The sequence below is a fragment of the Methylobacterium sp. E-066 genome (assembly GCF_022829635.1).
Taxonomy (GTDB): Bacteria; Pseudomonadota; Alphaproteobacteria; order Rhizobiales; family Beijerinckiaceae; genus Methylobacterium.
Window position 1 is genome coordinate 1 of record NZ_JAKSYO010000196.1, and the last position, 23,810, is coordinate 23,810.

Annotated in this window: 27 protein-coding genes and 1 rRNA gene; 16 read left to right on the forward strand and 12 right to left on the reverse strand. The window is 69.9% G+C overall.

Annotated features, from left to right (window positions below; all coding sequences use genetic code 11):
- The first annotated feature begins 16 nt into the window (after window positions 1-16).
- From rrf to MKL20_RS29630, 4 genes are all read left to right on the forward strand, one after another.
- Window positions 17-132 (forward strand): 5S ribosomal RNA (gene rrf / locus MKL20_RS29615).
- Window positions 133-490: 358 nt separating this feature from the next.
- Complete coding sequence (locus tag MKL20_RS29620; protein ID WP_244039692.1) at window positions 491-1,186, forward strand: response regulator transcription factor; 696 nt, start codon at window positions 491-493, stop codon at window positions 1,184-1,186.
- Complete coding sequence (locus tag MKL20_RS29625) at window positions 1,183-2,697, forward strand: sensor histidine kinase (protein ID WP_244039693.1); 1,515 nt, start codon at window positions 1,183-1,185, stop codon at window positions 2,695-2,697. Before MKL20_RS29620 ends, MKL20_RS29625 begins: the two co-directional genes overlap by 4 nt.
- 98 nt (window positions 2,698-2,795) lie before the next feature.
- The gene (locus tag MKL20_RS29630; protein WP_244039694.1) at window positions 2,796-3,581 is read left to right on the forward strand and encodes a 3-hydroxybutyrate dehydrogenase; all 786 of its coding nucleotides are present in this window, start codon (window positions 2,796-2,798) and stop codon (window positions 3,579-3,581) included.
- A gap of 44 nt (window positions 3,582-3,625) precedes the next feature.
- Here MKL20_RS29630 and MKL20_RS29635 read toward each other — a convergent pair whose 3' ends face one another.
- Together MKL20_RS29635 and meaB are read right to left on the reverse strand one after the other, a co-directional pair.
- A complete protein-coding gene (locus MKL20_RS29635) occupies window positions 3,626-4,003 on the reverse strand; it encodes a CsbD family protein (RefSeq protein ID WP_243970057.1) in 378 nt (125 codons plus the stop codon).
- 163 nt (window positions 4,004-4,166) lie between these two features.
- Window positions 4,167-5,153 (reverse strand): methylmalonyl Co-A mutase-associated GTPase MeaB, encoded by a 987-nt coding sequence (gene meaB / locus MKL20_RS29640; RefSeq protein WP_244039695.1) that lies wholly within the window; start codon window positions 5,151-5,153, stop codon window positions 4,167-4,169.
- A gap of 207 nt (window positions 5,154-5,360) precedes the next feature.
- On the opposite strand from meaB, the gene MKL20_RS29645 reads away from it, so the two are divergent.
- Complete coding sequence (locus MKL20_RS29645) at window positions 5,361-6,386, forward strand: alpha/beta hydrolase (RefSeq protein ID WP_243970052.1); 1,026 nt, start codon at window positions 5,361-5,363, stop codon at window positions 6,384-6,386.
- Window positions 6,387-6,533: 147 nt separating this feature from the next.
- Here the strand turns inward: MKL20_RS29645 and MKL20_RS29650 are convergent, their stop codons facing one another.
- On the reverse strand, window positions 6,534-7,418 hold the full coding sequence (locus MKL20_RS29650; RefSeq protein ID WP_244039696.1) for a transglutaminase-like domain-containing protein: 885 nt from the start codon (window positions 7,416-7,418) through the stop codon (window positions 6,534-6,536).
- Window positions 7,419-7,666: 248 nt separating this feature from the next.
- Between MKL20_RS29650 and MKL20_RS29655 the strand changes: the two genes are divergently transcribed.
- From MKL20_RS29655 to MKL20_RS29665, 3 genes are all read left to right on the forward strand, one after another.
- On the forward strand, window positions 7,667-8,014 hold the full coding sequence (locus MKL20_RS29655; RefSeq protein ID WP_092045940.1) for a hypothetical protein: 348 nt from the start codon (window positions 7,667-7,669) through the stop codon (window positions 8,012-8,014).
- Window positions 8,015-8,085: 71 nt separating this feature from the next.
- Entirely contained in the window at window positions 8,086-8,598 is a 513-nt protein-coding gene (locus MKL20_RS29660) for a tellurite resistance TerB family protein (protein ID WP_244039697.1), read from the forward strand.
- 217 nt (window positions 8,599-8,815) lie between these two features.
- Window positions 8,816-9,802, forward strand: coding sequence for an esterase (locus MKL20_RS29665; RefSeq protein WP_244039698.1), 987 nt, complete (start codon window positions 8,816-8,818; stop codon window positions 9,800-9,802).
- A 203-nt stretch (window positions 9,803-10,005) separates the two neighbouring features.
- On the opposite strand, the gene MKL20_RS29670 is transcribed toward MKL20_RS29665, so the two are convergent.
- Window positions 10,006-11,187 (reverse strand): pyridoxal phosphate-dependent aminotransferase, encoded by a 1,182-nt coding sequence (locus MKL20_RS29670; RefSeq protein ID WP_244039699.1) that lies wholly within the window; start codon window positions 11,185-11,187, stop codon window positions 10,006-10,008.
- Between the two features lie 26 nt (window positions 11,188-11,213).
- The gene (locus MKL20_RS29675; RefSeq protein WP_244039700.1) at window positions 11,214-11,405 is read right to left on the reverse strand and encodes a hypothetical protein; all 192 of its coding nucleotides are present in this window, start codon (window positions 11,403-11,405) and stop codon (window positions 11,214-11,216) included.
- 233 nt (window positions 11,406-11,638) lie between these two features.
- On the opposite strand from MKL20_RS29675, the gene MKL20_RS29680 reads away from it, so the two are divergent.
- Window positions 11,639-11,872 carry a hypothetical protein gene (locus tag MKL20_RS29680; protein ID WP_243970036.1) on the forward strand — a complete coding sequence of 78 codons (234 nt, stop codon included), beginning with the start codon at window positions 11,639-11,641 and terminating at the stop codon, window positions 11,870-11,872.
- Window positions 11,873-11,878: 6 nt separating this feature from the next.
- On the opposite strand, the gene MKL20_RS29685 is transcribed toward MKL20_RS29680, so the two are convergent.
- Window positions 11,879-13,279, reverse strand: a complete 1,401-nt coding sequence (locus MKL20_RS29685) for an ATP-binding protein (protein WP_244039701.1) — start codon at window positions 13,277-13,279, stop codon at window positions 11,879-11,881.
- A 236-nt stretch (window positions 13,280-13,515) separates the two neighbouring features.
- Between MKL20_RS29685 and MKL20_RS29690 the strand changes: the two genes are divergently transcribed.
- Genes MKL20_RS29690 through MKL20_RS29705 form a run of 4 tightly spaced genes read left to right on the forward strand, consistent with a single transcriptional unit; the run spans window position 13,516 to window position 16,148 of the window.
- On the forward strand, window positions 13,516-13,839 hold the full coding sequence (locus tag MKL20_RS29690; RefSeq protein ID WP_050736354.1) for an XdhC family protein: 324 nt from the start codon (window positions 13,516-13,518) through the stop codon (window positions 13,837-13,839).
- Window positions 13,839-14,540 (forward strand): XdhC family protein, encoded by a 702-nt coding sequence (locus tag MKL20_RS29695; protein WP_244039702.1) that lies wholly within the window; start codon window positions 13,839-13,841, stop codon window positions 14,538-14,540. The genes MKL20_RS29690 and MKL20_RS29695 overlap by 1 nt, the downstream gene beginning before the upstream one ends.
- Window positions 14,537-15,562 carry a molybdopterin-binding protein gene (locus MKL20_RS29700; RefSeq protein WP_244039703.1) on the forward strand — a complete coding sequence of 342 codons (1,026 nt, stop codon included), beginning with the start codon at window positions 14,537-14,539 and terminating at the stop codon, window positions 15,560-15,562. The genes MKL20_RS29695 and MKL20_RS29700 overlap by 4 nt, the downstream gene beginning before the upstream one ends.
- A complete protein-coding gene (locus tag MKL20_RS29705; protein WP_409568215.1) occupies window positions 15,555-16,148 on the forward strand; it encodes an NTP transferase domain-containing protein in 594 nt (197 codons plus the stop codon). The genes MKL20_RS29700 and MKL20_RS29705 overlap by 8 nt, the downstream gene beginning before the upstream one ends.
- A 3-nt stretch (window positions 16,149-16,151) precedes the next feature.
- Here MKL20_RS29705 and MKL20_RS29710 read toward each other — a convergent pair whose 3' ends face one another.
- Entirely contained in the window at window positions 16,152-16,325 is a 174-nt protein-coding gene (locus tag MKL20_RS29710; protein WP_244039705.1) for a DUF2256 domain-containing protein, read from the reverse strand.
- A 105-nt stretch (window positions 16,326-16,430) separates the two neighbouring features.
- Between MKL20_RS29710 and MKL20_RS29715 the strand changes: the two genes are divergently transcribed.
- Window positions 16,431-16,589 (forward strand): hypothetical protein, encoded by a 159-nt coding sequence (locus MKL20_RS29715; protein WP_244039706.1) that lies wholly within the window; start codon window positions 16,431-16,433, stop codon window positions 16,587-16,589.
- On the opposite strand, the gene MKL20_RS29720 is transcribed toward MKL20_RS29715, so the two are convergent.
- A complete protein-coding gene (locus MKL20_RS29720; RefSeq protein WP_244039707.1) occupies window positions 16,570-17,772 on the reverse strand; it encodes an OpgC family protein in 1,203 nt (400 codons plus the stop codon). The genes MKL20_RS29715 and MKL20_RS29720 overlap by 20 nt on opposite strands.
- A gap of 347 nt (window positions 17,773-18,119) precedes the next feature.
- On the opposite strand from MKL20_RS29720, the gene MKL20_RS29725 reads away from it, so the two are divergent.
- A complete protein-coding gene (locus tag MKL20_RS29725; RefSeq protein ID WP_244039708.1) occupies window positions 18,120-19,067 on the forward strand; it encodes an NAD-dependent epimerase/dehydratase family protein in 948 nt (315 codons plus the stop codon).
- A 260-nt stretch (window positions 19,068-19,327) separates the two neighbouring features.
- Here the strand turns inward: MKL20_RS29725 and ettA are convergent, their stop codons facing one another.
- From ettA to MKL20_RS29745, 4 genes are all read right to left on the reverse strand, one after another.
- Window positions 19,328-20,980, reverse strand: coding sequence for an energy-dependent translational throttle protein EttA (gene ettA / locus MKL20_RS29730; RefSeq protein WP_243970024.1), 1,653 nt, complete (start codon window positions 20,978-20,980; stop codon window positions 19,328-19,330).
- A 175-nt stretch (window positions 20,981-21,155) separates the two neighbouring features.
- The gene (locus tag MKL20_RS29735; RefSeq protein WP_244039709.1) at window positions 21,156-21,449 is read right to left on the reverse strand and encodes a hypothetical protein; all 294 of its coding nucleotides are present in this window, start codon (window positions 21,447-21,449) and stop codon (window positions 21,156-21,158) included.
- A gap of 8 nt (window positions 21,450-21,457) precedes the next feature.
- Window positions 21,458-22,351 (reverse strand): DNA/RNA non-specific endonuclease, encoded by an 894-nt coding sequence (locus MKL20_RS29740; protein ID WP_244039710.1) that lies wholly within the window; start codon window positions 22,349-22,351, stop codon window positions 21,458-21,460.
- Window positions 22,342-22,578, reverse strand: a complete 237-nt coding sequence (locus tag MKL20_RS29745) for a hypothetical protein (protein ID WP_244039711.1) — start codon at window positions 22,576-22,578, stop codon at window positions 22,342-22,344. Before MKL20_RS29745 ends, MKL20_RS29740 begins: the two co-directional genes overlap by 10 nt.
- Before the next feature lie 248 nt (window positions 22,579-22,826).
- Between MKL20_RS29745 and MKL20_RS29750 the strand changes: the two genes are divergently transcribed.
- Window positions 22,827-23,810, forward strand: a 984-nt coding sequence (locus MKL20_RS29750; protein ID WP_279595070.1) for a 1-deoxy-D-xylulose-5-phosphate synthase N-terminal domain-containing protein, incomplete at its 3' end; no start/stop codon positions are given.

Here is a 23,810-nt window from a genome sequence, read left to right on the forward strand (position 1 = left end):
AATTGCGATGTGCCGGTCTGGTGGCTTGAGCGGCGTGCCCAGAACCCGATCCCATCTCGAACTCGGCCGTTAAACACGCCAGCGCCCATGGTACTGTGTCTCAAGGCACGGGAGAGTCGGTCGCCGCCAGACCCGCACATCGCAATCACACACAATCCCTCATCACGATCACCGAACGCGAACAGGCCGCCCCTCACCGGGGCGGCCTGTTCGCGTTTTTGCCGTTGGTCTTGTGCCAGCTTCCTTACCGCGAAGTCATCCTGGCGCGAGCGTCCTGTAATTCGGATGTTAGCACCGTCTCATGGCCGCTCGCGCGGCCGGAGCCCGCATCCGACCTCGTGCCCTCCGAGGTCCCCAGCTCCGGAGCAGGCCGGGATCCGCCCCCCGGGCTCGGCCCGCTCGCTTGTCCGAGAGGGGAGGGGTGTTTGCGATGGCCGTGGTGACAGAGCAGCGTTCCCCCGTTTCCCGAGCCGCGCTATGGACTGGGTCCATGCGACTGCTCATCATCGAGGACGACCGGGAAGCGGCCGCCTATCTCGTCAAGGCGTTCCGCGAGACCGGGCACGTCGCCGACAGCGCCCATGATGGCTTGGACGGCTACGCGCTCGCCCGCGAGGGCGCCTATGACGTGCTGATCGTCGACCGGATGCTGCCGAAGCTCGACGGGCTGTCGCTGATCCGCTCCCTGCGCGAGCAGGCGGTCACCACGCCGGTGCTGATCCTGTCGGCTTTGGGCCAGGTCGACGACCGGGTGAAGGGCCTGCGCGCCGGTGGGGACGATTACCTGCCGAAACCCTACGCGTTCTCCGAGCTGCTCGCCCGGACCGAGGCCCTGGCCCGGCGGCAGGTCGGCTCGGGTGCCGCGGAGGAGACCCGCTATCGGGTCGGCGATCTCGAACTCGACCGCCTGTCCCACCGGGTGACCCGGGCCGGCCGGGAGATCGTGCTCCAGCCGCGGGAATTCCGGCTGCTCGAATATCTGATGCGGCATGCCGGGCAGGTGGTGACCCGGACGATGCTGCTCGAGCATGTCTGGGACTACCATTTCGATCCGCAGACCAACGTCATCGACGTCCATGTCTCGCGCCTGCGCGGCAAGCTCGACAAGGGCTTCGCGTCGCCGATCATCCACACGGTCCGGGGCGCCGGTTACGTGCTGCGCTTCGACGAAGGCAGCACCGGGTGAGCGCGGGCTTTTCGGTCGAGCCGATCCCGCGCGAGACCATCGGGGCGCGCGTCCAGAAGCTGTTCCGGACCACCGCGTTCAAGCTGTCGATTGCCTATCTGGCGATCTTCGCGCTCTGCGCCTTCCTGGCGCTCGGCTACGTCGCCTGGAACGCCCGGGCGGTGCTGGACGACCAGATCGTCTCGACCATCGATGCCGAGATCAACGGCCTGTCCGAGCAGTACAATGCCGGGGGCCTGCGCCGGCTGATCACCGTGGTCGAGCGCCGCTCCCGGGAGCCTGGCGCCTCCCTCTACCTGGTGACTACGGCGAGCGGCGAGCACGTGGTCGGCAATGTCGGTTACGTCCCAGCCGCGGTGCTGGCCAGTCCGGGCCAGAGCGAGACCCGCTACGGCCGCAGCGATTCGGATACCGAGCCTCACCGGGCGATCGTGCGGGTCTTCACCCTGCCGGGCGGGTTCCGGCTCCTGGTCGGCCGCGACACGGAGGAGCGCGACCGGCTGCGGGCGGTGATCGGCCGGGCCTTCGGCACGTCGCTGGCCGCGGTGGTGCTGCTCGGCGTGATCGGCGGCTGGCTGGCGGCGAGCCGGGTCCTGCGCCGGGTCGATGCCATGACCCAGACCACCCGGGCGATCATGGCCGGCGATCTCGACGGACGGCTCTACGTGGCGGGGAACGGCGACGAGCTGGACCGCCTGGCCGCCAGCCTCAACCTGATGCTGGAGCGGATCGGCGAACTGATGCGCGGCATGCGCGAGGTATCCGACAACATCGCCCACGACCTGAAGACGCCGCTCACCCGCTTGCGCAACCGCGCCGACGAGGCTCTGCGCAAAGCCGCCTCGCCCGAGGAACTGCGTGCCGCCCTGGAGGCGGTGATCGAGGAGAGCGACGGGCTGATCCGGGTGTTCAATGCGCTGCTGATGATCGCCCGGCTCGAGGCCGGCAATGCCCGGGAAATCCTGGCGCCGGTGGATCTCGGCGCTGCTGTCCGGGAGGTGGGGGAACTCTACGAGGCGGTCGCTGAGGATCAGGGCCTGGACCTCGCGGTGCGCGTCGACGACGGGTTGATCATCGCGGGCAATCGCGAGCTGATCGGGCAGGCGCTGGCCAACCTGATCGACAACGCCCTGAAATACGGGGCCGGCGGGGCGGAGGCCCGGGTCACCGTGGAGGCCGAGCGGGTCGGCGAGACCATCCGCCTTGCTGTGTCCGACCATGGGCCCGGCATCCCGGAAGCCGAGCGCGGGCGGGTTCTCGGGCGGTTCGTGCGGCTGGAGGATGCGCGGTCGCGGCCGGGCTTCGGACTGGGGCTCAGCCTGGTCAACGCGGTGGTGCGGCTTCATCGGGGGACGTTGCGGCTCTCCGACAACGGGCCCGGGTTGCGGGTGGAACTGGCATTCCCCGCGCAGGCACAGGGTGCCGCGGCGACGGCGGGTGACGGCGCGGCCGAACCGATACCGGCTTTGGCGGCGAGCGCCTCGGGAGGGTCGATTTCGCGCCTGCCTTGAGGCAGGTACGGGATCACGACTTGAAAACCCCGGTTTTCGCGCACCGTCCGGTCCCGAACGTTGGTCAACATCCTTCGGGACGAAGCTCAGGAGGCCCCATGACCCTCACGTCCAAGACCGCCCTCGTCACCGGATCCACCAGCGGCATCGGCCTCGCCATCGCCCGCGCCCTCGCGGCGCAGGGGGCGAACGTGGTGCTTAACGGGTTCGGGGATGCGCAGGCCATCGAGGAGATTCGCGCCGGGATCGAGCGCGAGCATGGGGTGAAAGCGCATTACTCGGCCGCCGACATGAGCAAGCCCGAGGCGATCACCGCGATGGTTCGGGAGGCGGAAAAAGCGTTCGGCACCGTCGACGTGCTGGTCAACAATGCCGGCATCCAGTTCGTCTCGCCGATCGAGGAGTTCCCGCCGGAGAAGTGGGAGCAGATCATCGCGATCAACCTGTCCTCGGCGTTCCACGCGATGCATGCCGCGATCCCCGGCATGAAGGCCCGGGGCTGGGGGCGGATCATCAACACCGCCTCGGCGCATTCGCTGGTGGCCTCACCGTTCAAGTCGGCCTACGTGGCGGCCAAGCACGGGATCAGCGGGCTGAGCAAAGCGGCCGCTCTGGAATTGGCGCCGCACCGGATCACGGTGAACTGCATCTCGCCGGGCTATGTCTGGACGCCGCTGGTCGAGGCGCAGATCCCCGACACCATGAAGGCCCGGGGCCTGACCAAGGAGCAGGTGATCGAGGACGTGCTGCTCAAGGCGCAGCCGACCAAGGAATTCGTCACCGTCGATCAGGTGGCGGCGCTGGCGGTCTTTCTGTGTTCCGACGCGGCGAGCCAGATCACGGGCGCCAATATCAGCATGGATGGCGGCTGGACCGCGCAGTAAGGCCGAAGCGGCTCCGCCCCCGTGAGGGCGGAGCCGTATGGGGTTCAGCGGCGCCCGTGGAACAGCAGGGCGATGCCGTAGCCGACCGCGCCGGCGATCAGCAGCGCGACCAGCGGGTTCTCCTCGACCCGGGCACCGACCGCGGCGCGGCCGTCGCGCAGGTAGGAACCGCTCCGCTCGTAGGCGTCGCCCGCGACGTCGCCGGCCCGGCCATAGGCGTCGCCGGCATAGTCGCTGGCCTTGTCGGCGAGGTCCCGGGCCTTGTCCTTGACCTGCCCGTAGGCGTTCTGGGCCTGGCCCTGAACGTCGCGGACCCGGCCTTCCACCGAGTCCCGGTTCGAGCCCACGAAGTCGCCGGCCGTGCCCTGAGCCTTGCCGAGGGCTTCCTTGGCGCCGCCGACGATCCGATCCGTATCCACCATGACTCTCTCCTCGACGTGAGTGCGGCGCCGGTACGAGAGGAGGCGCCGCAGGATGCCTCGTCGTGCACCGAACGCGCGAGACCGGGTTTGCGCACCGCGCCACGGTGATTTTCTGCGATCCGGTCCGCCTGATGCGGATCAGGGTCAACGCCGGCGGCGCGGGTCAGAGCCCGATCAGCTCGGCGATGGCCGCCGCGCCGGCGGCCGGGGAGGTCTCGCCCCTTGCGACGCCGGCCTCGGCCTCGGCGGTGCTGCGCCGGACCTCCGGCGAGCCGACAAGGCGCTGGTGCAGCCGCTCGTGGACGAGGGCCCACATCCACTTCACGTCCTGCGCCCGGCGCTTGGCCTGGATCTCCCCGGTGGCGGTGAGCTTCTCCCGGTGATCGACGATCCGCGCCCAGAGGGCGTCGAGGCGCAGGTTGTGGAAGCCCGAGATCGTCACCACCGGCGGCGTCCAGGTCGCCGAGGCGGGGGTGAGGATGTGCAGGGCGGCGCGGTATTCGGAAGCCGCGGCGTTGGCGCGCTGCTCGGCCTCGCCGGCATCGGCCTTGTTGACTGCGATCATGTCGGCGAGTTCGAGGATGCCCTTCTTGATCCCCTGGAGCTCGTCGCCGGCCCCGGGCAGCATCAGCACGAGGAAGAAGTCGGTGAGGTCCGCGACCGCGGTCTCGGACTGGCCGACGCCCACGGTCTCCACCAGGATCACGTCGAAGCCCGCCGCCTCGCAAAGCAGCATGGTCTCGCGGGTCTTGGCCGCGACGCCGCCGAGCGTGCCCGAGGACGGGGAGGGGCGGATGAACGCCTTCGGATCGTGGGCGAGCCGGGCCATCCGGGTCTTGTCGCCGAGGATCGAGCCACCGGTGCGCGACGAGGACGGATCGACGGCGAGCACCGCGACCTTGTGGCCGGCCTCCGTGAGATTCGAGCCCAGGGCGTCGATGGTGGTGGACTTGCCGACGCCGGGCACGCCGGTGATGCCGACCCGGATCGCCTTGCCGGTCTCCGGCAGGACCGAGTCGATCAGCGACGCGGCGAGCGCCCGGTGATCGGCCCGTTTCGACTCCGCCAGGGTGATTGCCCGGGCCAGGGCGGCGCGGTCGCCGCGCAGCAGGCGCTCGCGCAGGCTCTCGATGTCGATGGACGGCGTCATGGATCCTTCATGGCGGCGCCAAGCGCTGCCGTCGAGAGGGTATCGTCGCAAGGGGCTGGCACGGCATGCCGCCCCGGCCCCGCGCCTGTGTCCGCCGCACCACGAACCGCTGATTACCCGTACTCCACAGGCTCGGCCCATGATCGTGCCCCGCCATGGTCACGATCCTGCGCGACGGTTGGCGCCCCGCCCGAACGCACCCGGATCATGTCGAGCCACACCGTCTCACGCCGCGCACTTCTCCGGATCGGCGCCCTCGCGGGGGCGGCGGGGCTCGCTCCCAGCCTTGGCGCCTGCGTCACCGATGACCTCGGCACCTCCGCCCTGCCCGAGAAGCAATCGGCGCTGGACGTCATGCCGGTGCTGCTCGTGGCTACGACGCGCAAGCCTGTGGGCACGCCGCCCCGGCCGCCGTATTTCAATTCCGAGCGCGGGCGCGGCCTGAGCTTCGCGGAGGTGCGCCTGTCGCCGCCGGACCGCTCGCTCCTCGGCAAGGTCTCGGCGGTGATCACCGGCGACTGGACCATCGGGGCCGTGCCCAAGACCGAGACCGGCCCGGGCGCCGCGGACGCCTTCGCGCAGGCGGCTTTGGGCCGCGACGTGCTGATCTACGTGCACGGCTACCGGGAATCGTTCGAATCCGCCGCCGTCAGCGCGGCGCGCCTGTCGGACGGCATCCGGTTCCGGGGCGTCTCGGGCCTGTTCACCTGGCCGTCGGCGGCCGCCACGTTCGATTACAATTACGATCGCGAGAGCGCGCTCTGGTCGCGGGACGCCTTCGAGGATCTGTTGAAGGCCATCACGGCGAGCGCGAGCGGCGGCCGCATCAACATCGTCGCGCATTCGATGGGCACACTGCTCACCCTCGAGACCATCCGCATGCTGCGCGCCGAGGCCGGCGAGGCGGCGATGTCGCGCATCGGCGCGGTGGTGCTGGCCGCCCCCGACATCGACTTCGACCTGTTCTCGAACGGCGTCGCCCGGCTCGGTCCCGACGTGTCGAAGATCACCGTAATCTCCTCGACCAACGACCGGGCGCTCGAACTCTCCGCCGCGCTCGCCGGCGGCGTCCGGGCGGGAGCGGCCGATCGCGCCAAGCTGGAGGCCCTGGGGGTGCGCGTCGCCGACGCCTCCGATTACGGCGGCGGCCTGATCAACCACGACCTGTTCCTCTCGAACCCGGAGGTGCAGGCGGTGGTCAAGCGCGCCATCGCCCGCGGGGCGGGGGTATAGGCTGCCCAAAGAACGGGTTCCCAAAGGGCGTGCCCTTTGGCGAGGTTCGGGGGCGGAGCCCCTGAGGACACCAGGGCTCCGCCCCGGACCCGCAAAAGGTCTCGGACCTTTTGAAACCGGGACTTTCGCCGCCCTCGGCGCCAGAACTCACCCCATCCGGGTCGCCATGCTCTGCGGCGGCAGCGGTTCTTCCGGCAGGATTGGCGCGTCGCCGGAGGCGTCGAGATGGTCGATCCGGTCGGCCCAGACCCGGAAGCCCACCAGGGGATTGGGGCCGAACGTGTGGGTCAGCGGCACGTCGGCGGCGTCGCGGCCGTAGGCGACCATCACCCGGCCGATCCGCGGGCTGTTGTTGCGCGGGTCGAACACGTGCCAGCGTCCGCCGAGATAGACCTCCATCCAGGCGGCGAAGTCGCCGGCCGGGTGCGGCTCGGGCTCACCGATGAAGCTGACATAGCCGGTGCAGTAGCGTGTCGGCACGTTGAGCGCGCGGCAGAAGGCCACGGCCAGGTGGGTGAAGTCCCGGCAGACTCCGCGCCCGCCCGCATAGGCATCCTGGGCCGTGCGGTCGCCGTGGGCGAACTCGTAGCCGAACGCGATGTGGTCGTGCACGAAGTCGCAGACCGCCTGCACCCGGCCCCAGCCCGGCTCGATATGGCCGAACAGGCGCCAGGCCTCGTCGGCGAGCAGGTCCGATTCGCAGTAGCGGCTCGGCAGCAGGAACACGATCGTCTCGGCGGGCAGCGCCTCGATCGCGTGCTGCTCGGCCTCCAGATGGGCCGGGTCCGGGCGCCCGTCGTCGCCGATCACCGCGTCGGTGCCGATGGTGAAGCCCCCTGCGGGCGCGGTGAGCCGCCCGCACAGGTTGCCGAAGCCGTCGCGATAGAGCTCCACCGGCACCGGCGGATCGGTGCGGAGCGTGTCGGGCGCTTCCAGGGCGTCAGCCCGGGTGGGATGCACGTTGAGCATCACCACCATCGGGACCGGATAGGGGAAGGCGTAGCGCATCTCGCAGCCCAGCCTGATCCGCATCCGCGGTGATCCTTCTTCCCGTCCGGTTTCATTATCGCCGCCGCCCGGCAGGATTCGCGCCACCGCTTTCGAGGCGGCTCGGACGAGACGGGCTTGGCGGGCGTCCGGTTCACCCCTACAGCATCCGCGCGCGGCGCTCATGACCGCCGGGGTAAGCTTAGGCATTTCTCCCCGGGGCGGTGCGTCGCACCCGCGCGCGATCCCGCTGACCGGGCGCGCCAAGGACGGTTACGAGAAGGATGCCGGCCATGTTCACGCTCGAGATCGAGGGCACCGCCGTGGCGGTGATCAACAGCGACGAGGCGTCCGCCAAGGACCTCTTCACCTGCGAAGGCTTCAAGGAAGACATCCGGACGATGACGAGCGAAGGCAAGCCGCTCTGGAACGGCACTTCGCCGCTCATCATCCGGGCCGCCACCGAGGACGAGATCGAGATCTTCGAGGACGCGCTCGCCGAGGATGACGGCGAGGGCGAGTTCACCGACGACAAGCACCATGCCGGCGGCGAGACCGACGAGGAGGACGAGGACGAGGCCGACATCGTCTTCCTGGTCGATATCGACGAGGCGGACGAGGACGACGAAGCCGACGCCTGAAACTTACGCCTGAACTTGGCCGGCTCCCGGGGGTTTCCGAACCGATTCGGAATCAACCCGGGAGGATGGACATGGCTGACAGCAGGCGAATCGTGGATGCGCTGGTGCGGTCCCGGCGCGGCGGCATCGCCGCCAGCGCGGCTTTGGGCGGTCTTGCGCTGATCGGTGGGCTCGCCTACCGGGCCCTGCGCGGGACCGCGCCGCCGGAACAGGGCGGCCCGGACTTCTCCAAGGTCGACGAGGACGAGGCGCGGCTGATGCTTCGGGCGATGGTGGCCGCCACCATCGCGGACGGCATGGTCGACACGGCCGAGCGCAAGCGCCTCGACGCGGCGGTGGCCGGCGCCGGCCTCGATGTCGACGGGCGGGCCTGGCTCGATCGCGAACTGGAAAGCCCCGCCGAGATCGACGAGATCGCCGAGCGGGTGGACGAGCCCGAGGCGGCGGCGCGGATCTACACGGCGGCCCGGCTGGCGATCGATCCGGACACGCTGCAGGAGCGCCAGTTCCTGAAGATGCTCGCCGAAGCCTTGGACGTGCCCGGCGAGGCGACGGCCCGGATCGAGCGCGACATCCCCGCCTGAACGAACTGCATTTCCGGCTACAGATCTCCCGTGCCGGCCGAGCTTCGTGATAGGCCTGTGCGGGTGGTGAACCGGGCCGATGCGTCCCGGCCGCGAAGGACCGGGACGTTTCATGCCGACGCTGTCATTGCCCGCTCCGTCCCGCGCACGGCAAGCCGTCCCAAGTCCCGTCTTAACCTTGCTCGCCGGAGTCCTGCTCGCCGGAGGCCTGACCGCGATGAGCGCACCTGTCCTCGCCGCCGACCCGGGTCCCGGCCCCCTGACGCTCGCCGGCCAGGGCAGCTTCTTCGTCGGCGGTCGTGACATCCAGTCCGACACCCTCTCGACCCTGCCGGCCTACGCGCCGTCGGGGACGATCACGGTCGATCAGGTCTATGTCCGCTATCAGATCCCGGTGGAGCCGGTGCGCCCGCCTCTGGTGCTGATCCATGGCTGCTGCCTCACCGGCAAGACCTGGGAGACGACCCCGGACGGGCGCATGGGCTGGGACGAGTTCTTCGTCCGCCGCGGCTTCCCGACCTACGTGATCGACCAGGCCTGGCGCGGGCGCTCGGCGATCAGTCCGGCCCAGATCGACGCGGTGAAGATGGGCAAGGCCGAGGCCGATTCGCTCCCGCCGGTCTTCTCCGCCGGGCGCGAGCCGGCCTGGGCGATCTTCCGGTTCGGGCCGGAATACCCGAAGGTGTTTCCGGGGATGCAGTTTCCCCTGGAGGCCCAGGGCGAGTTCTGGAAGCAGATGGTCGCCGACTGGTCCGCGGCCCTGCCGGTGCCGAACCCGACCGTGCCGGGCCTCTCGGAACTGGCCAAGCGGCTGAAGGGCGCGGTGCTGGTCTCGCACTCGCAATCGGGCATCTACCCGTTCCAGACCGCCGCCCTCGACCGCACCGGCATCCGCGCGCTGGTGGCGATCGAGCCCGCCGCCTGCCCGGATCCGGCCAAGGACGACCTCGCCCCCTACAAGGACCTGCCGATCCTGGTCCTGTTCGGCGACTTCGTCGACGCCTCGCCCCGCTGGGCGCCCCGGCTCAAGCAGTGCCGCAGCTTCGTCGCCGCGGCCAACGCGGCCGGTGGCCGGGCCGAGCTGATCCTGCTGCCGGAGATCGGCATCCACGGCAATTCGCACATGCTGATGCAGGACAAGAACAGTCTCGACATCGCCGACTGGCTGGCGGGCTGGATCGAGAAGCGGGCGGGGAAATCCTGATCGGACAGCCGGCGTCGTAACCGGCCCGTCCTCCCAATCCCCCCTCATCCAAACCACTCCCTCATCCTGAGGTGCGGCCGCGAAGCGGGCGCCTCGAAGGAGCCCTCCAGCCGGCCGCGCGATCCCTGGAGGGCTCCTTCGAGGCTGCTGCGCAGCACCTCAGGATGAGGTCGGGGGTTGGTGGTGGGGTCGTGACGCGGCGGTCAGCCCGGCTTCCGCTCAGTCAAAAACTGCCCCATCCGTTCCAGCGCCCGGCGGATATTCTCCGCCGAGTTGGCGTAGGACAGGCGGATATAGCCCTCGCCGTGGACGCCGAAATCCGGGCCGCCGATCACCGCGACGCCCGCCTCCTCCAGCAGGGTGGCAGCCAGGGGCTTCGCCTTCCAGCCGGTCTGCGAGATGTTCGGGAAGGCGTAGAACGCCCCCTTCGGGGCGATGCAGGACACGCCCGGCAGGGCGTTCAAGCCGTCCACCACGATCGCCCGGCGGCGATCGAACTCGGCGACCATCTCGGCCACGCAATCCTGCGGACCATCCAAAGCCGCGATGCCGGCCCATTGGGTCGAGGCGTTCACGCAGGAATGGGCGTTGACCGCGAGCTTCCGGGCCGCGTCGTAGAGCGGCTTGGGCCAGACCGACCAGCCGAGCCGCCAGCCGGTCATCGCGTAGGTCTTGGACGCGCCGTCGAGATAGATCAGCCGGTCGCGGATTTCGGGATACTTCAGCAGCGAGTGGTGGGCCTCGCCGTCATACGTCATCGTGCCGTAGATCTCGTCCGACAGCACGGCCACGTCGGGGTGGTCGGCGAGGCCCGCCACCAGGGCGTCGATCTCGGCCTTGGGCGTCACGCCGCCGGTCGGGTTGGCGGGCGAGTTGACGATCAGCAGGCGGGTCCTGGGGGTGATCAGCGCCAGGGTCTCGGCCGCCGAGAAGGCGAAGCCGTTGGCCTCGCGGATCGGCACCGGCACCGGAGTCGCCCCGGTGAACTCGATCATCGAGCGGTAGATCGGGAAACCGGGATCCGGATACAGGATCTCGGCGCCCGGCTCGCCGAACATCAGGATCGCCATGAACATGGTGACCTTGCCGCCCGGCACGATCATCACGGCATCCGGCGAGACCTCGACGGCGTGGCGGCGGTGGATGTCGCGGGCCACCGCCTCGCGCAGGCCCGGGATGCCCACCGCCGGCGTGTAGCCGTGGTGCCCGTCGCGCAGCGCCTTGATGCCGGCCTCGACCACGTGGGCGGGCGTCGGCATGTCGGGCTGGCCGATGCCGAGGTTGATCACGTCCCGCCCCTGGGCGGAGAGCGCCTGAGCGCGGGCGAGCACCGCGAACGCGTTCTCCTCGCCGATGCGCGAGAAGGCCGGAACGACGTGCAGCATCGCGCTCTCCGCGGGACTGAAAGGTTTTAGGGCTTGGTGCGCTCGGAGAGCTTCATGGCGCCGAACGACATCGCCCCGGCGATCACGCCCAGGATCACGAAGGTCTTCACCGAGGCGTAGAACAGCGCCGGCTCGATGCCCGTGTCCGTGTAGAGCACGAGGCCGATCGCCGCGAGCGGCAGGGACAGGAGGATGAACAGGGGGACGAGCGGGTTCATGTTGGGCACTCGGATCCGGCGCGCGGTTGGCCGCGGCTCGTGGGCGTCGCGCCTGCATACCACCCTGCGGCAAAGGTTGGGACCCCGGAGCCGGGAGTTTTTCGCCGGATCATCCGCTCACTCACCGAAGTGCAAGAATTTGGCTGGATACTGGCTTTTCAGGAGGAGATGCCAGTATGCGCCCATCAACGGTCTCGTCGAACGGCAACAGGTCAAATGTATCGCCGCTTGATATGTTGACGGCCCAGATCGGCCGGCTGCTGCGGCATCCTGCCTACCGGCGCGAGCGCGTTTTCAGCTCGCTGCTGCAGCGCCATCTCCCGAACGATGCGGGCTACGCCTGGAACGGCGAGGCGGCCCTGCGCGAGCGCCTCGGCCGTGCCGGCCTCGACGCGGCGAGCATCGACCATCTCATCCGCAACACCCAGGCCGAGATCCAGCGCCTGCGCGGGCCGGCCGACGCCTGACCGGCCTCAGGCCGGCACCCGGACCGTCGCCCGCAGGCCGCCGAGCGGGCTTTCGTACAGGGCGATGTCGCCGCCATGGGCCCGGGCGATGTCCCGGGCGATGGCCAGCCCCAGCCCGGATCCGCCCGCATCCTGCCGGGAATCGTCCAGGCGCACGAACGGCTTGAACACCTCCTCGCGGCTCTCGGCCGGGATGCCCGGGCCGTCATCGTCGATCGAGACGTAGAAGGCGCGGGCCTCGAGCCGGCCGGAAATCGCCACCGTCTCGCCGTAGCGGGCGGCGTTGGCCGCCAGGTTGAACAGGCAGCGCCGGAACGCCCCCGGGCGCACGGTGACCTCGGGGGCGCCTGCGAGATTCACCTCCGAGACATGGGCGCCCAGGCGCTCCACGTCGCTGCGCAGGTCTTCCAGAAGGGTCCGCATGTCGGTGGGGGTGGCGGGCTCCGCGGAATCGCCGCGGGCGAAGGCCAGGTAGCCCTCCAGCATCCGGCTCATCTCGTCGACGTCCCGGCTCAGATCCTCGATCTCGCTGGTCTGCTCGACAAGCGCCAGGGACAGGCGGAAGCGGGTGAGGATGGTGCGCAGATCGTGGCTCACGCCGTTGAGCATCGTCGTGCGCTGCTCCATGGCCCGCTCGATGCGCCGCTTCATCTCGATGAAGGCGTGGCCGGCCTGGCGGACCTCCCGGGCTCCCCGGGGCCGGAACTCGATCTCCCGGCCCTTGCCGAACCCCTCCGCCACCGCGGCGAGCCGCAGGATCGGCTTGATCTGGTTGCGCAGGAACAGGATCGCCACACCGAGCAGCACCAGCGACGAGCCGATCATCCAGACCAGGAAGATGTGCGAGTTCGACGCGTAGGCCTGGCTGCGCCGGCCGGTGATCCGCATCACCCCCTCGGGGATCGCCACCCGGATCTCGATCAGGTTCGAGCGGCCGACCGTGTCGATCCAGAACGGCCGGCGGATCTGGCGCTTGATCTCGTCGGAGAGCGCCTCGTCCAGGATCGAGAAGAACGGCCGCGGCCCCTGAGCCGGGAGCTTGGCGCCCTTCAGGATGTCGAGGTCGAGGTTCAGCCGCTCGGCCGCGATGCGCGACAGCGTCTCGGCGTCCCGGTCCTGCGGATAGCTCTCGTAGATGTCGATCAGCGCGGCGACGTCGGCGGTCACGGCGGCCGACAGGCGTTTGGTCACGAGCTGCCAGTGCCGCTCCATGAACGTGTAGGCGATCACCGACTGAAGCAGGACCACGGGCGCGATGATGATGATCAGCGACCGGGCGTAGAGCCCCTTCGGCAGGGCATCGCCGATGGCGCGGCTGATCCGTTTCCACAGCCGGTGCGGCGCCGAGCGCGACCGCGGCGGATCCGTCCGCAGGGCGCGGGCCAGGCCGGGATCGGGAGCGTTCATGAGTTCGCGTGCCCGTGCCGCAGCCGCCCGCCAAGGCGGGGCCGGGACTGGCGGCATGGGGGCCGTGTGACGGGGGCGGACATGGGGCGGGCGGTTGCGGGCGGTGGGCCGTTATCGCACCCGCACCGCGATCGGCCAAGGCGACCGCGGATCGACGCCTCCGCGCCTTGCACCACGGCGCGCGGGCCATACCTGAGGCAGGCGGGGGGCACCCGCCGGCCGAGGTCTCGAGGGCCATGCTCAGCACCGATACAGACATCCTCGCCGCCGCCTCCTCCTGGCGGCGGGACGGGCGCGCCGTGGCGCTCGCAACCGTGATCGAGACTTGGGGCTCGGCGCCGCGGCCCGTGGGCAGCCATCTCGTGGTCGATGCCGAGGGCAATTTTTTGGGGTCCGTCTCGGGCGGCTGCGTCGAGGGCTCGGTGATCACCGAGGCGATCGAGGTGATCGAGGCCGGAGCGCCCCGCATCCTCGAATTCGGCGTCGCCGACGAGACGGCGTGGCGGGCCGGGTTGTCCTGCGGCGGCCGGATCCGGGTCTTCGTCGAGCGGGTCGACTGATGCGCACCGAGACCCTGGAGGTCCTGAACGCCGAGCGCGCCGCGCGCCGGGCGACGATCCTGGTCACCGACCTGGCCGACGGGACGCAGCGCCTCGTCCGCGAGGCCAAGATCGCCGCCGATCCCCTGGCGGCGGTGCTGGGCAAGCATCTGGCTTCGGGCAAGAGCGGCCTCGTCGAGATCGACGGCCGTCAGACCTTTCTGACCGTGCAGGTCCCGCCGGTCCGCCTCGTGGTGGTCGGCGCCGTCCACATCTCGCAGGCGATGGCGCCCATGGTGGCGGGGCTCGATCTCGCGCTGACCGTGATCGATCCGCGCACGGCCTTCGCCAGCCCCGAGCGCTTCCCGGGCGTCGAGCTCGTGGCCGAATGGCCCGACGCCGCCCTCGGCAGCCACGTGCCGGCCCTCGACCGCTACTGCGCGCTGGCCGCCCTGACCCACGATCCCAAGATCGACGACCCGGCGCTGAAGGCTGCGCTCACGGCCGAGTGCTTTTACGTCGGCGCCCTGGGCTCGCGGAAGTCGCATGCGGCCCGGACTGCCCGGCTGGCGGAATCCGGGTTCTCGCCGGAACAGATCGGCCGGATCCACGCGCCGATCGGGCTCGCCATCGGGGCCGTCAGCCCGGCCGAGATCGCGCTCGCGGTGCTGGCGGAGATCGTGGCGGCGCTCCGCCGGGTCCCCCGCCCGGAGGTCGCGTGAGGTTCGGCCCCGTGCCCGTCGCCGAGGCGGCCGGCCTGATCAGCGCCCACACGGTCCGGCGCGACGGTATCACCCTGCGCAAGGGTGCGGTGATTCCCGAGGATGCGGCCGCCGGCCTGGCCGGGGCCGGGCTCTCCGAGATCGTGGCGGCTTCCCTCGAGCCCGGCGATGTCGGCGAGGATGAAGCCGCGGCCCGGCTCGCCGCGCATCTGTGTGGGAAAAACCTGCGCGCGGAAGCGCCGTTCACCGGCCGCTGCAACCTGTTCGCCGAGACCGCCGGCGTCCTGACCCTGGCGCCAGCCCGGATCGACGCGGTCAACGCCGTCGACGAGGCGGTGACGGTGGCGACGTTGCCCCCGTTCAAGCCGGTGGTCGAGGGCGAGATGGTCGCCACCGTGAAGATCATCCCGTACGCCGTGCCCGGTGCCGTGCTGGCCCAGGCCTGCGCGGCGGATACGGCCGGCGCCCTGGCGGTGGCACCCTATCGCCGCCGGCGCGTCGCCGTGGTCTCGACCCGCCTCCCGAGCCTCAAGGAGACCACCATCGACAAGACGCTCCGGGTCCTGGCCGAGCGCCTCGCCCCGACGGGGGCCGAGATTATTCTTGAGGATCGCGTGGCGCACACGGCCGAATCCGTGGCGGCGGCGCTCGTGGAGGCGATCGACCGCACCGAGGCGGATCTGGTGGTTGTGTTCGGCGCCTCGGCCATCGCCGACCGGCGCGACGTGATCCCGGCCGGCATCGCGGCCGCCGGCGGTACCGTCGAGCATCTCGGCATGCCGGTTGATCCCGGGAACCTGCTCCTGATCGGCAGCCGGGCCGGCGTGCCGGTGATCGGGGCGCCGGGCTGCGCCCGCTCGCCCAAGGAGAACGGTTTTGACTGGATCCTGCACCGGCTGCTGGCGGATTTGGCCGTCACCCGCGCTGACATCGTCGCCCTTGGGGTCGGCGGATTGCTGATGGAGATCGTCTCCCGGCCGCAGCCCCGTGCCGGCGGCGAGGCCGCGGATGCCGATGTCTGAGATCGGGACGATCCTGCTGGCGGCGGGCCTCGGCACCCGGTTCGGCCCGGAGCCCAAGATGCTGGCGCTGCTCGACGGCAAGCCGCTGGTCCGCCACGCCGCCGAGGCTGCGCTGGCGGCCCGGCCACGCCCGGTCGTCGTGGTGCTCGGAGCCCATGCCGAGGCGGTCCGGGCGGCGCTGGCGGGGCTCGATCTGGGCTTCGTCGAGAACCCGGATTTCCGCGCCGGGCTGTCCACCTCTCTGCGCGCCGGCGTGGCCGCCCTCCCGCAATCCTGCGAAGCGGCGGTGGTGGTGCTGGGCGACATGCCGCGTATCGCCGAAGACCATATCGACCGCCTGGCCGCCGCCTTCGCAAACGCTTCGAAGGCTCCGGCGGCCATCGTCCCGGTGCAGGACGGCCGGCGCGGAAACCCGGTGCTCCTGAATCTGCGCGTTCTGGCGGACGCGATCGCCGGGCTCACCGGCGACCGCGGCGCCGGGCCGCTGCTCCGGGACCGGACCGATATCCTGGAGATCCCGGGCGATCCGGCGACCGCCCTCGACATCGACACCCCGGACGCGCTGCGGGATGCCGACCGCACCTGACGTTCAACGGTTCGCGTCCGTCGGGGCCCGTCCGGCCTTGGCCTCGCTCCGGCACCGATCGGAGCAGTAGCGCACCTCGTCCCAGACGCGCTCCCACTTCTTGCGCCAGGTGAAGGGCCGGCCGCACTGGGCACATACCTTCTCCGGAAGGTCGCCCTTCCGGCGCATGCGCGGCATGGTTTCCACCCCTATCACTCAGCATAACCCCGGGCGGAACTGGGCTGAGCCCGGTACGTTCCGCATTCAGATCTGCGAACACTTCGGATGACGCGGGAGCGGGCCATGCTGAAAGTCACCTATATCGACTTCCACGATCGCGCGACCGAGCACCCTCTGAGCGGCTGGTACATCACCGACGCGAACGGCGCGATGATCGGGGAGGCTCACCGCTACGACGATCAGGCCAGCGGATTGCGTGCCCTCAGCGCACTGAGCGCGTGATCCGGCCCGGGTTGGCCCGTGCGTCCAGCAGCTTGGCCAACCCGAGCATTACCGCCAGCCCCACGAGATTGACCGCGATCTGGAGCGGCCATCCGGTATCGAAGGTGCGGTAGAGGATCCGCCCGATCAGCGCTGCCAGGCAGCCCGCGGCAAAAATCTCCAGGGAATGCCGGCCGCAGGCATCGATCAGGCGCAGGCGTCGCCATCCGGACAGATGCCACGCGGCGGGCGCGCTGAAGATCAGGTAGGTCAGCGCCAGGATGTGCAGGAGGCGCAGCGGCGCGACGTGGCTCTTGTCCGGGGCGCCCATCGCCAGAGGCCGGAGGTCCGGCAGGCCCCACGCGGTCCAGGAGCCGCCCTGCAGCAGCCCGAAGGCCAGGTAGGCCCAGGCCAGCCCGGCGGCCCAGCTGCGCCAGGGCAGCAGGCCGTCCCCGGCCCGGACCGCCATCGCCAGGGCCGCCCCGATCACGAACAGGAACTGCCAGGCGAACGGGTTGAAGTACCAGCCGTCATCCACCGCGGCGGCGTTGGGCAGGTTCAGGGTGGCATCGACGTTGGCGGCGAGCCAAAGCGTTCCCGACAGCGCCAGCACGCCCCACACCCCGCGCCGCATCCCGAAATAGACCACCGGGAACAGGGCGAGCAGCAGGATGTAGAGCGGCAGGATGTCGAGGTAGTTCGGCAAGGCGTTGAGGGCGAGGCCGCGCAGGAGCCCCGGCAGCAGCCCCATCTGGATCAGCGGTGCGACGCCGAAGCGCGGCGTCAGCCCGGTCAGGTCCATCCAGATCCGGACGATGACCAGGGTGGCCAGCAGCAGCCCGGCCTGGAACAGGTAGATCCGCAGGCAGCGCCGGGCGATGCGCATCAGGGTCGCCCGCACCCCCGCCCGCCCGAACAACCCGCCATAGGCCACCATCGACGAATAGCCGGCCAGCAGCACGAAGATCTCGGCGGCGTCCGAGAAGCCGAGATTGTGCAGGGTGAGCAGGGCCGGGGCGTTGCGCGGGATATGGTCGATGAAGATCGTCAGCAGCGCCAAGCCGCGCAGCACGTCGACCCGGGCATCGCGGACGGGCTTTTTTGGAGCTGGTACGGGCGCTGGCACTGGGGCCGGTGCGGGCTGCGGCGCCGGTGCAACGCCGCCGCCGAAGGGCGCCCGCTCAAGGTCGTCGAGGCTCTTCACGCAGCCATCACCAAGACGCTCGTTCGCCAGGGACGGCGCGAAGCGTGCACCGCAATGCAATATAACCCACCCCTGCACCAGTGCTGCGTCGGATCGCGTCGATCACGCGCCTTTGTTCCGGGCCGGGCGATGTCGGGCATCCCTTCGCTCGGTACCGCGCTCCGACAGGCGTATCGCGGCAAGCGCCTGTCAGGTTGGCGTGGGGCGACTCCGCCCGACCTCTGCAACGCTGAAGATCGGCTGCTGCGGATCGGGGTCGCATTGCACCGCGCCCACGCACATTGCCGATGATCGCTGTATAGAGGCGGCGGATCGATCCCGGCGGGTGCCGGGGAAGGGCAGGGTTCATGCGCGTCCTCGTCACCGGAGCCGGCGATTTCCTCGGCCGCCGCCTGCTCGAAGCGCTGCGGCATGACCTTTCCCCCGGCAGCCGCATCCTGGGCATCGACCGTCGCCCTCAGCCGCCCCTCGACGGTGTCACGTTCCTCGACGTCGACCCGTTCGATGCCGGCCGGCTCACCGAGGCGGTCGCGGCGTTCGACCCGACGTTCGTATTCCACCTCGCGGCCCTGGCATCGGTCGCCCGGTCGAGCGAGACGCCGGCCTATGCCTGGCGGGCGGATCTGCTGGGCACCCTCAACCTCGCCGAGGCGGTGGCGCGGACCCGCGCGACCCTGGTGTTCCTGAGCTCGACGGTGGTCTACGGCGAGGCGTTCCGCGACCGGCCGCAGCCCGACGAAGCCGTGACGCCTCGGCCGGACACGATCTCCGGGCGTACCAAGAACGCCTGCGAGTACATCCTGCGCGACGTGCTCGCCAATGCCGGCGTGAAGCACCTCGTGCTGCGGCCCTCGAACTATATCGGGCCTGGGCAGAGCGAGACCTTTGTGGCCGCCTCCTTCGCCGGGCAGATCGCCCGCATCGAGCGCGGGCTGGCGCCTCCGACCGTGGCGGTGGGCGACCTCGCGGCGGCACGCGACTTCATCGACGTATCGGACGTGACCGCGGCGTGCCTGCGGGTCCTGGACCAGACCGAGGACTTGCCCGATGGCGGCATCTTCAACGTGGGTACCGGCGTGGTGACGCCGGTCTCGGCGATCCTCGACATGTTCCGCGGCCTGACGGAGGCGCCCTTCACCGTGGAGGTCGCACCGGAGCGGACCCGGCCGGCGGGCGTGCGCAGCCAGGGCTGCGACCCGTCAGCCTTCACGGCGGCCACGGGCTGGATGCCAGCGGTTCCCCTCGCGCAGAGCCTTCAGGCGATGCTGGATGCAGCGCGGGCACGCGTGGGCTGATCGGCCCATTTCACGACTCGGCCCCATCCATCCCACCACCTCATCCTGAGGTGCGTTCGCGGAGCGGACGCCTCGAAGGAGGCTTCCAGCCTGCGCGCGATCCCTGGAGGGCTCCTTCGAGGGCTTCGCTTCGCTGCGCCACCTCAGGATGAGGGGGGGGGAGGGACGCCGATAAGGTTCCGGCGAGCCCCTGTTCTGTACCGCACCAACCGCGATGAAAGCGCGGGCGCTAGTCCCGGCTCGAAGGCCGGGACCAACCCTTATCGCGAAAACTTCTTGTACTTGATCTTCTTCGGCATGAGCGAATCCGCCCCGAGCCGGCGCATCTTGTCGGCTTCGTAGTCGGAAAAATTGCCCTCGAACCACTCGACATGGCTGTCGCCCTCGAAGGCGAGGATGTGCGTGGCGATGCGGTTCAGGAACCAGCGATCGTGGCTGATGATCACCGCGCAGCCGGCGTAATCCTCCAGCGCATCCTCGAGGGCGCGCAAGGTCTCCATGTCGAGGTCGTTGGTGGGCTCGTCGAGCAGCAGCACGTTGGCGCCGCCCTTCAAGGTCCGGGCGAGGTGGACGCGGTTGCGCTCGCCGCCCGACAGGGTGCCGACCTTCTTCTGCTGGTCGCCGCCCTTGAACGCGAAGGCCGCACAATAGGCCCGGGAATTGATCTCGCGCTTGTTGAAATAGATGATGTCGTTGCCGCCCGAGACCTCCTGCCAGACCGTGGCATTGGGGTCGAGGGCGTCACGCGACTGGTCGACGTAGCCGAGATGCACGGTCTCGCCGATGGCGATCTTGCCGCCGTCGGGCTTCTCCTGGCCGGTGATCATCTTGAACAGGGTGGTCTTGCCGGCGCCGTTCGGGCCGATCACCCCGACGATGCCGCCGGGCGGCAGCTTGAACGACAGGTCCTCGATCAGCAGGCGGTCGCCGAACGCCTTGTTGAGGTGCTCGAACTCGATGACGTTGTTGCCGAGCCGCTCGTCGATCGGGATGACGATCTGCGCGGCGGCGTCGACCTTGTTGTTCTGCTTGGCGACCAGCTCCTCGTAGCGGGTGATGCGGGCCTTGGACTTCGACTGCCGGGCCTTCGGCGAGGCGGCGATCCACTCCTGCTCGCGCGTGATCGAGCGCTGGCGGGCCATGTCCTCGCGGCCCTCCTGCTGGAGGCGCTTCTGCTTCTGCACCAGCCAGGCCGAGTAGTTGCCCTCGTACGGGTAGCCCCGGCCGCGATCGAGCTCCAGGATCCAGCTGGTGACGTTGTCGAGGAAGTAGCGATCGTGGGTCACGATCAGGATCGCGCCCGGATAGGTCTTCAGGTGGCCTTCGAGCCAGTTCACGGTTTCGGCGTCGAGGTGGTTGGTCGGCTCGTCGAGCAGCAGCAGCTCCGGCTCCCAGAGCAGCAGCTTGCACAGGGCCACGCGGCGGCGCTCGCCGCCCGACAGGGTCGCCACCGGCTGCTCGTCGCTGGGGCAGCCCAGGGCCTCCATGGCCTGGTCGACCTTGGAATCGAGCTCCCAGAGGTTGGCCGCCTCGATCTTGTCCTGGAGCGCGGTCATCTCGTCCGCGGTCTCCTCGGAATAGTTCATGGCGAGTTCGTTGTAGCGGTCGAGCAGCGCCTGCTTCTCGGCCACGCCCTCCATGATGTTCTCGCGGACCGACTTGTTGGGGTCGAGCTGCGGCTCCTGGGGCAGGTAGCCGACCCGGGCGCCCTGCGCGACGAAGCCCTCGCCGGTCCACTCCGTGTCGATCCCGGCCATGATCTTGAGCAGCGTCGACTTGCCGGAGCCGTTGATGCCGAGCACGCCGATCTTGGCGTCCGGGTAGAACGACAGGTTGACGTCCTCCAGAACCTTCTTGCCGCCCAGGTAGGACTTCGTCAGTCCCCGCATGTGGTAGATGAATTCGCGAGCCATCGCGGACCGTCCTCGGAGCGTTGGTGGGGTGTGCGCGGTGCGTGCCAGCGGCACGGGGCAGGCCCGGGGTCTTGGACCCGTCCTGTACGCGCGTTCCCCACGATATAAGAATGTCGCCGACCGAGTATCAGGCTCGCCGGGCAGCGGCAAGGATGCCCGGGCTCGCGGCCTTGGCTCAGGCGAAGGGATTCGCCACCGTTTTCGGCGCCTGGTCCGGGGCCTCCGCCACCGCCTCGGGCAGATCGCCCGCTTCCAAAGCCTTCACGATGGCGTCGAGGGTATTCTGAAGCAGGCGGGCCTGGGCGAGGCCGGTCTTGTCCTTGGTGAGATCGAGGGAGCCGTGCAGGGCGATTCGGTCGGTGCCGTTCTCGAAGCTGAGGGCGCCGATCGTGCGCACGGCAGCATCGTCCGCGAAGGGCTCGAAGGCGTCCGGTTTGGGCTTCCGGCGGCTCGGCTTGTCCTCTGGCATGGTCCCTCTCAGAAGATCGAACGCAGCAGGTCGCGCAGAAATTTGCGCACGGCGCGGTTCAGTTCGCGGCTCAGCCAGTCCTGCCAGCTTGGCTCGTGCCGGGGCCGGTGCTCGTCGGCGCGCGCGGCGGCGCGGGGGGGATCGGGCAGGGCCATGGCGCTGGCCCGCGCGGCGGGCGGGAGGCCCGGAAAAACGTCGATCCCGGCCTCACGAGTCAGCTCGTCGATCGAGACCGCGCGCCAGTCCCGCGAATCGTCGTTGCGGGCGAGATAGGCGCCGGCCTCGCCGCTGGCCGGGTCGTAGAGCGCCTTGAACAGCTGGGTGGGCACGAGCACGCCGCCCCTGATCTGCTGCACCGAATCCCCGGAGAAGATCACCCCGGTGACGACGAAGAGCGCGCCGCGCCGGCTCGCCAGCCGCCGCGTACCCTCCTCGATATCGGCCCAGAGACCGCGGTTCAGCACGCGGTTCTGCGGGACGATGTTGGCCAGGCTGAACGATTCGGCCTGGGCGCTCAAGGTCGGCATGTCGCCCGCCGGGGCGAGGTGGCCGCGGTCGAAGCCGCTGCGGACGTAATCCTCGAGCGAGGCGCGTTCCGCATCCGGCAGCCGCGCCTCCTCGTGGAATGAATCGTCCCGGGCGACCGTGCGGGCATCGGCGACGCTGGCCCGGGTGAGATGCTCGGCGGAATAGAGCGGCGTGCGCGTCACCCCCGAATGCAGGACCGCGAAGGCCTCGAAGCAGAGCGGCACCGTGCGGGCGGCGAGCTTTGCGTTGGTCAGGACCGGCGCCAGACCGTTGGCGAACAGGGCCGGGCATGTCTCCTGGGCCCGGCTCGGCGCCGTCAGGACGACGAGAACCAGTCCCGCGACGAAAGGACCGCGCCGGGACCTCACCAGCATTCGCGCACCCGCCGGGGCCCATCCGGGGTTGGCCGGTCGCGCCAGGCGCAGGGGCGGCCGAGGCTACGGCTGAACGGCCTGGCGTCGCGGTCGGGACCGCCCGGGGAGACCCGCTCCGGGCAGGCGCCGAGGAAGTTGCACGGGAAGTCGAGGTTGCCGTCCGGCGGCCGAGGACTGACGTAAGCTTGGCCGGCATAAGCTTGGCTGCTGTGCGTAATCGCCAGCATGAGCAAAATTGTGCACAGACGAGCCGGGCTCAAGAGCGGACCTCATGTGGCGGTAAGGGCACGTAACTGAAAAAATCGCCGGCCCGACATTGATCGCGCCGCCGTTCGTCCGTACCTGCACTATCATGACAGCGACGGACGGGTCGGTTCTAGCATGAACGCGCGCCCCCCGGGTGCTTGCGTCGTGACGGCGAAAATCCCCACAGGGAGCCCGCATGACGGGGCCGTCGCCACACTCGAACGAGCGGATGCGATCCTTGGCGATATCCTCTGAGCATTCAGCGTTGCTAGACCGTGTCCCGGAGCCGGCCGCGCTTCGGCAGCTTCCCGAATCCGAGCTGCAGGCGGTGGCGGACGCGGTGCGGGCCGAGATGATCGACGCCGTCTCGATCACCGGCGGCCATCTCGGCTCCGGCCTCGGCGTGGTCGAGCTCACGGTCGCCCTGCATCACGTGTTCGACACCCCCGACGACCGCATCGTCTGGGATGTCGGCCACCAATGCTACCCGCACAAGATCCTCACCGGGCGCCGCGACCGCATCCGGACGCTGCGCCAGGGGGGAGGCCTGTCCGGCTTCACCAAGCGCTCCGAGAGCGCCTACGACCCGTTCGGCGCCGCCCATTCCTCGACCTCGATCTCCGCTGCCCTCGGCATGGCGGTGGCCCGCGACCTCGACTCCGAGGCCGCCAAGGCCAAGGGCCGGCAGTCGAAGCGCCGCAACGCCATCGCGGTGATCGGAGACGGCTCGATGTCGGCCGGCATGGCCTACGAGGCCATGAACAATGCCGGCGCCCTGCATTCGCGCCTGATCGTCATCCTCAACGACAACGACATGTCGATCGCCCCGCCCGTGGGCGCGATGTCGGGCTACCTGGCACGGCTGGCCTCGGGCGGCACCTACCAGTCCCTGCGCGAGACCGCCAAGCAGCTCGGCAAGCTCCTGCCGAAGGCGATCTACCAGCGCGCCGCGGCCGCGGAAGAGTACGCCCGCTCGCTGGTGGTGGGCGGCGGCACGATGTTCGAGGAGATGGGCTTTCACTATGTCGGCCCGGTCGATGGGCACAACCTCGACCAGCTGCTGCCGGTGCTCAAGAACGTCCGCGACGCCGAGCACGGCCCGATCCTGCTCCACGTCGTCACCCAGAAGGGCAAGGGCTACGCCCCGGCCGAGGCCTCGGCCGACCGCTATCACGGCGTGGTCAAGTTCGACGTGGTCTCGGGCGTCCAGGCC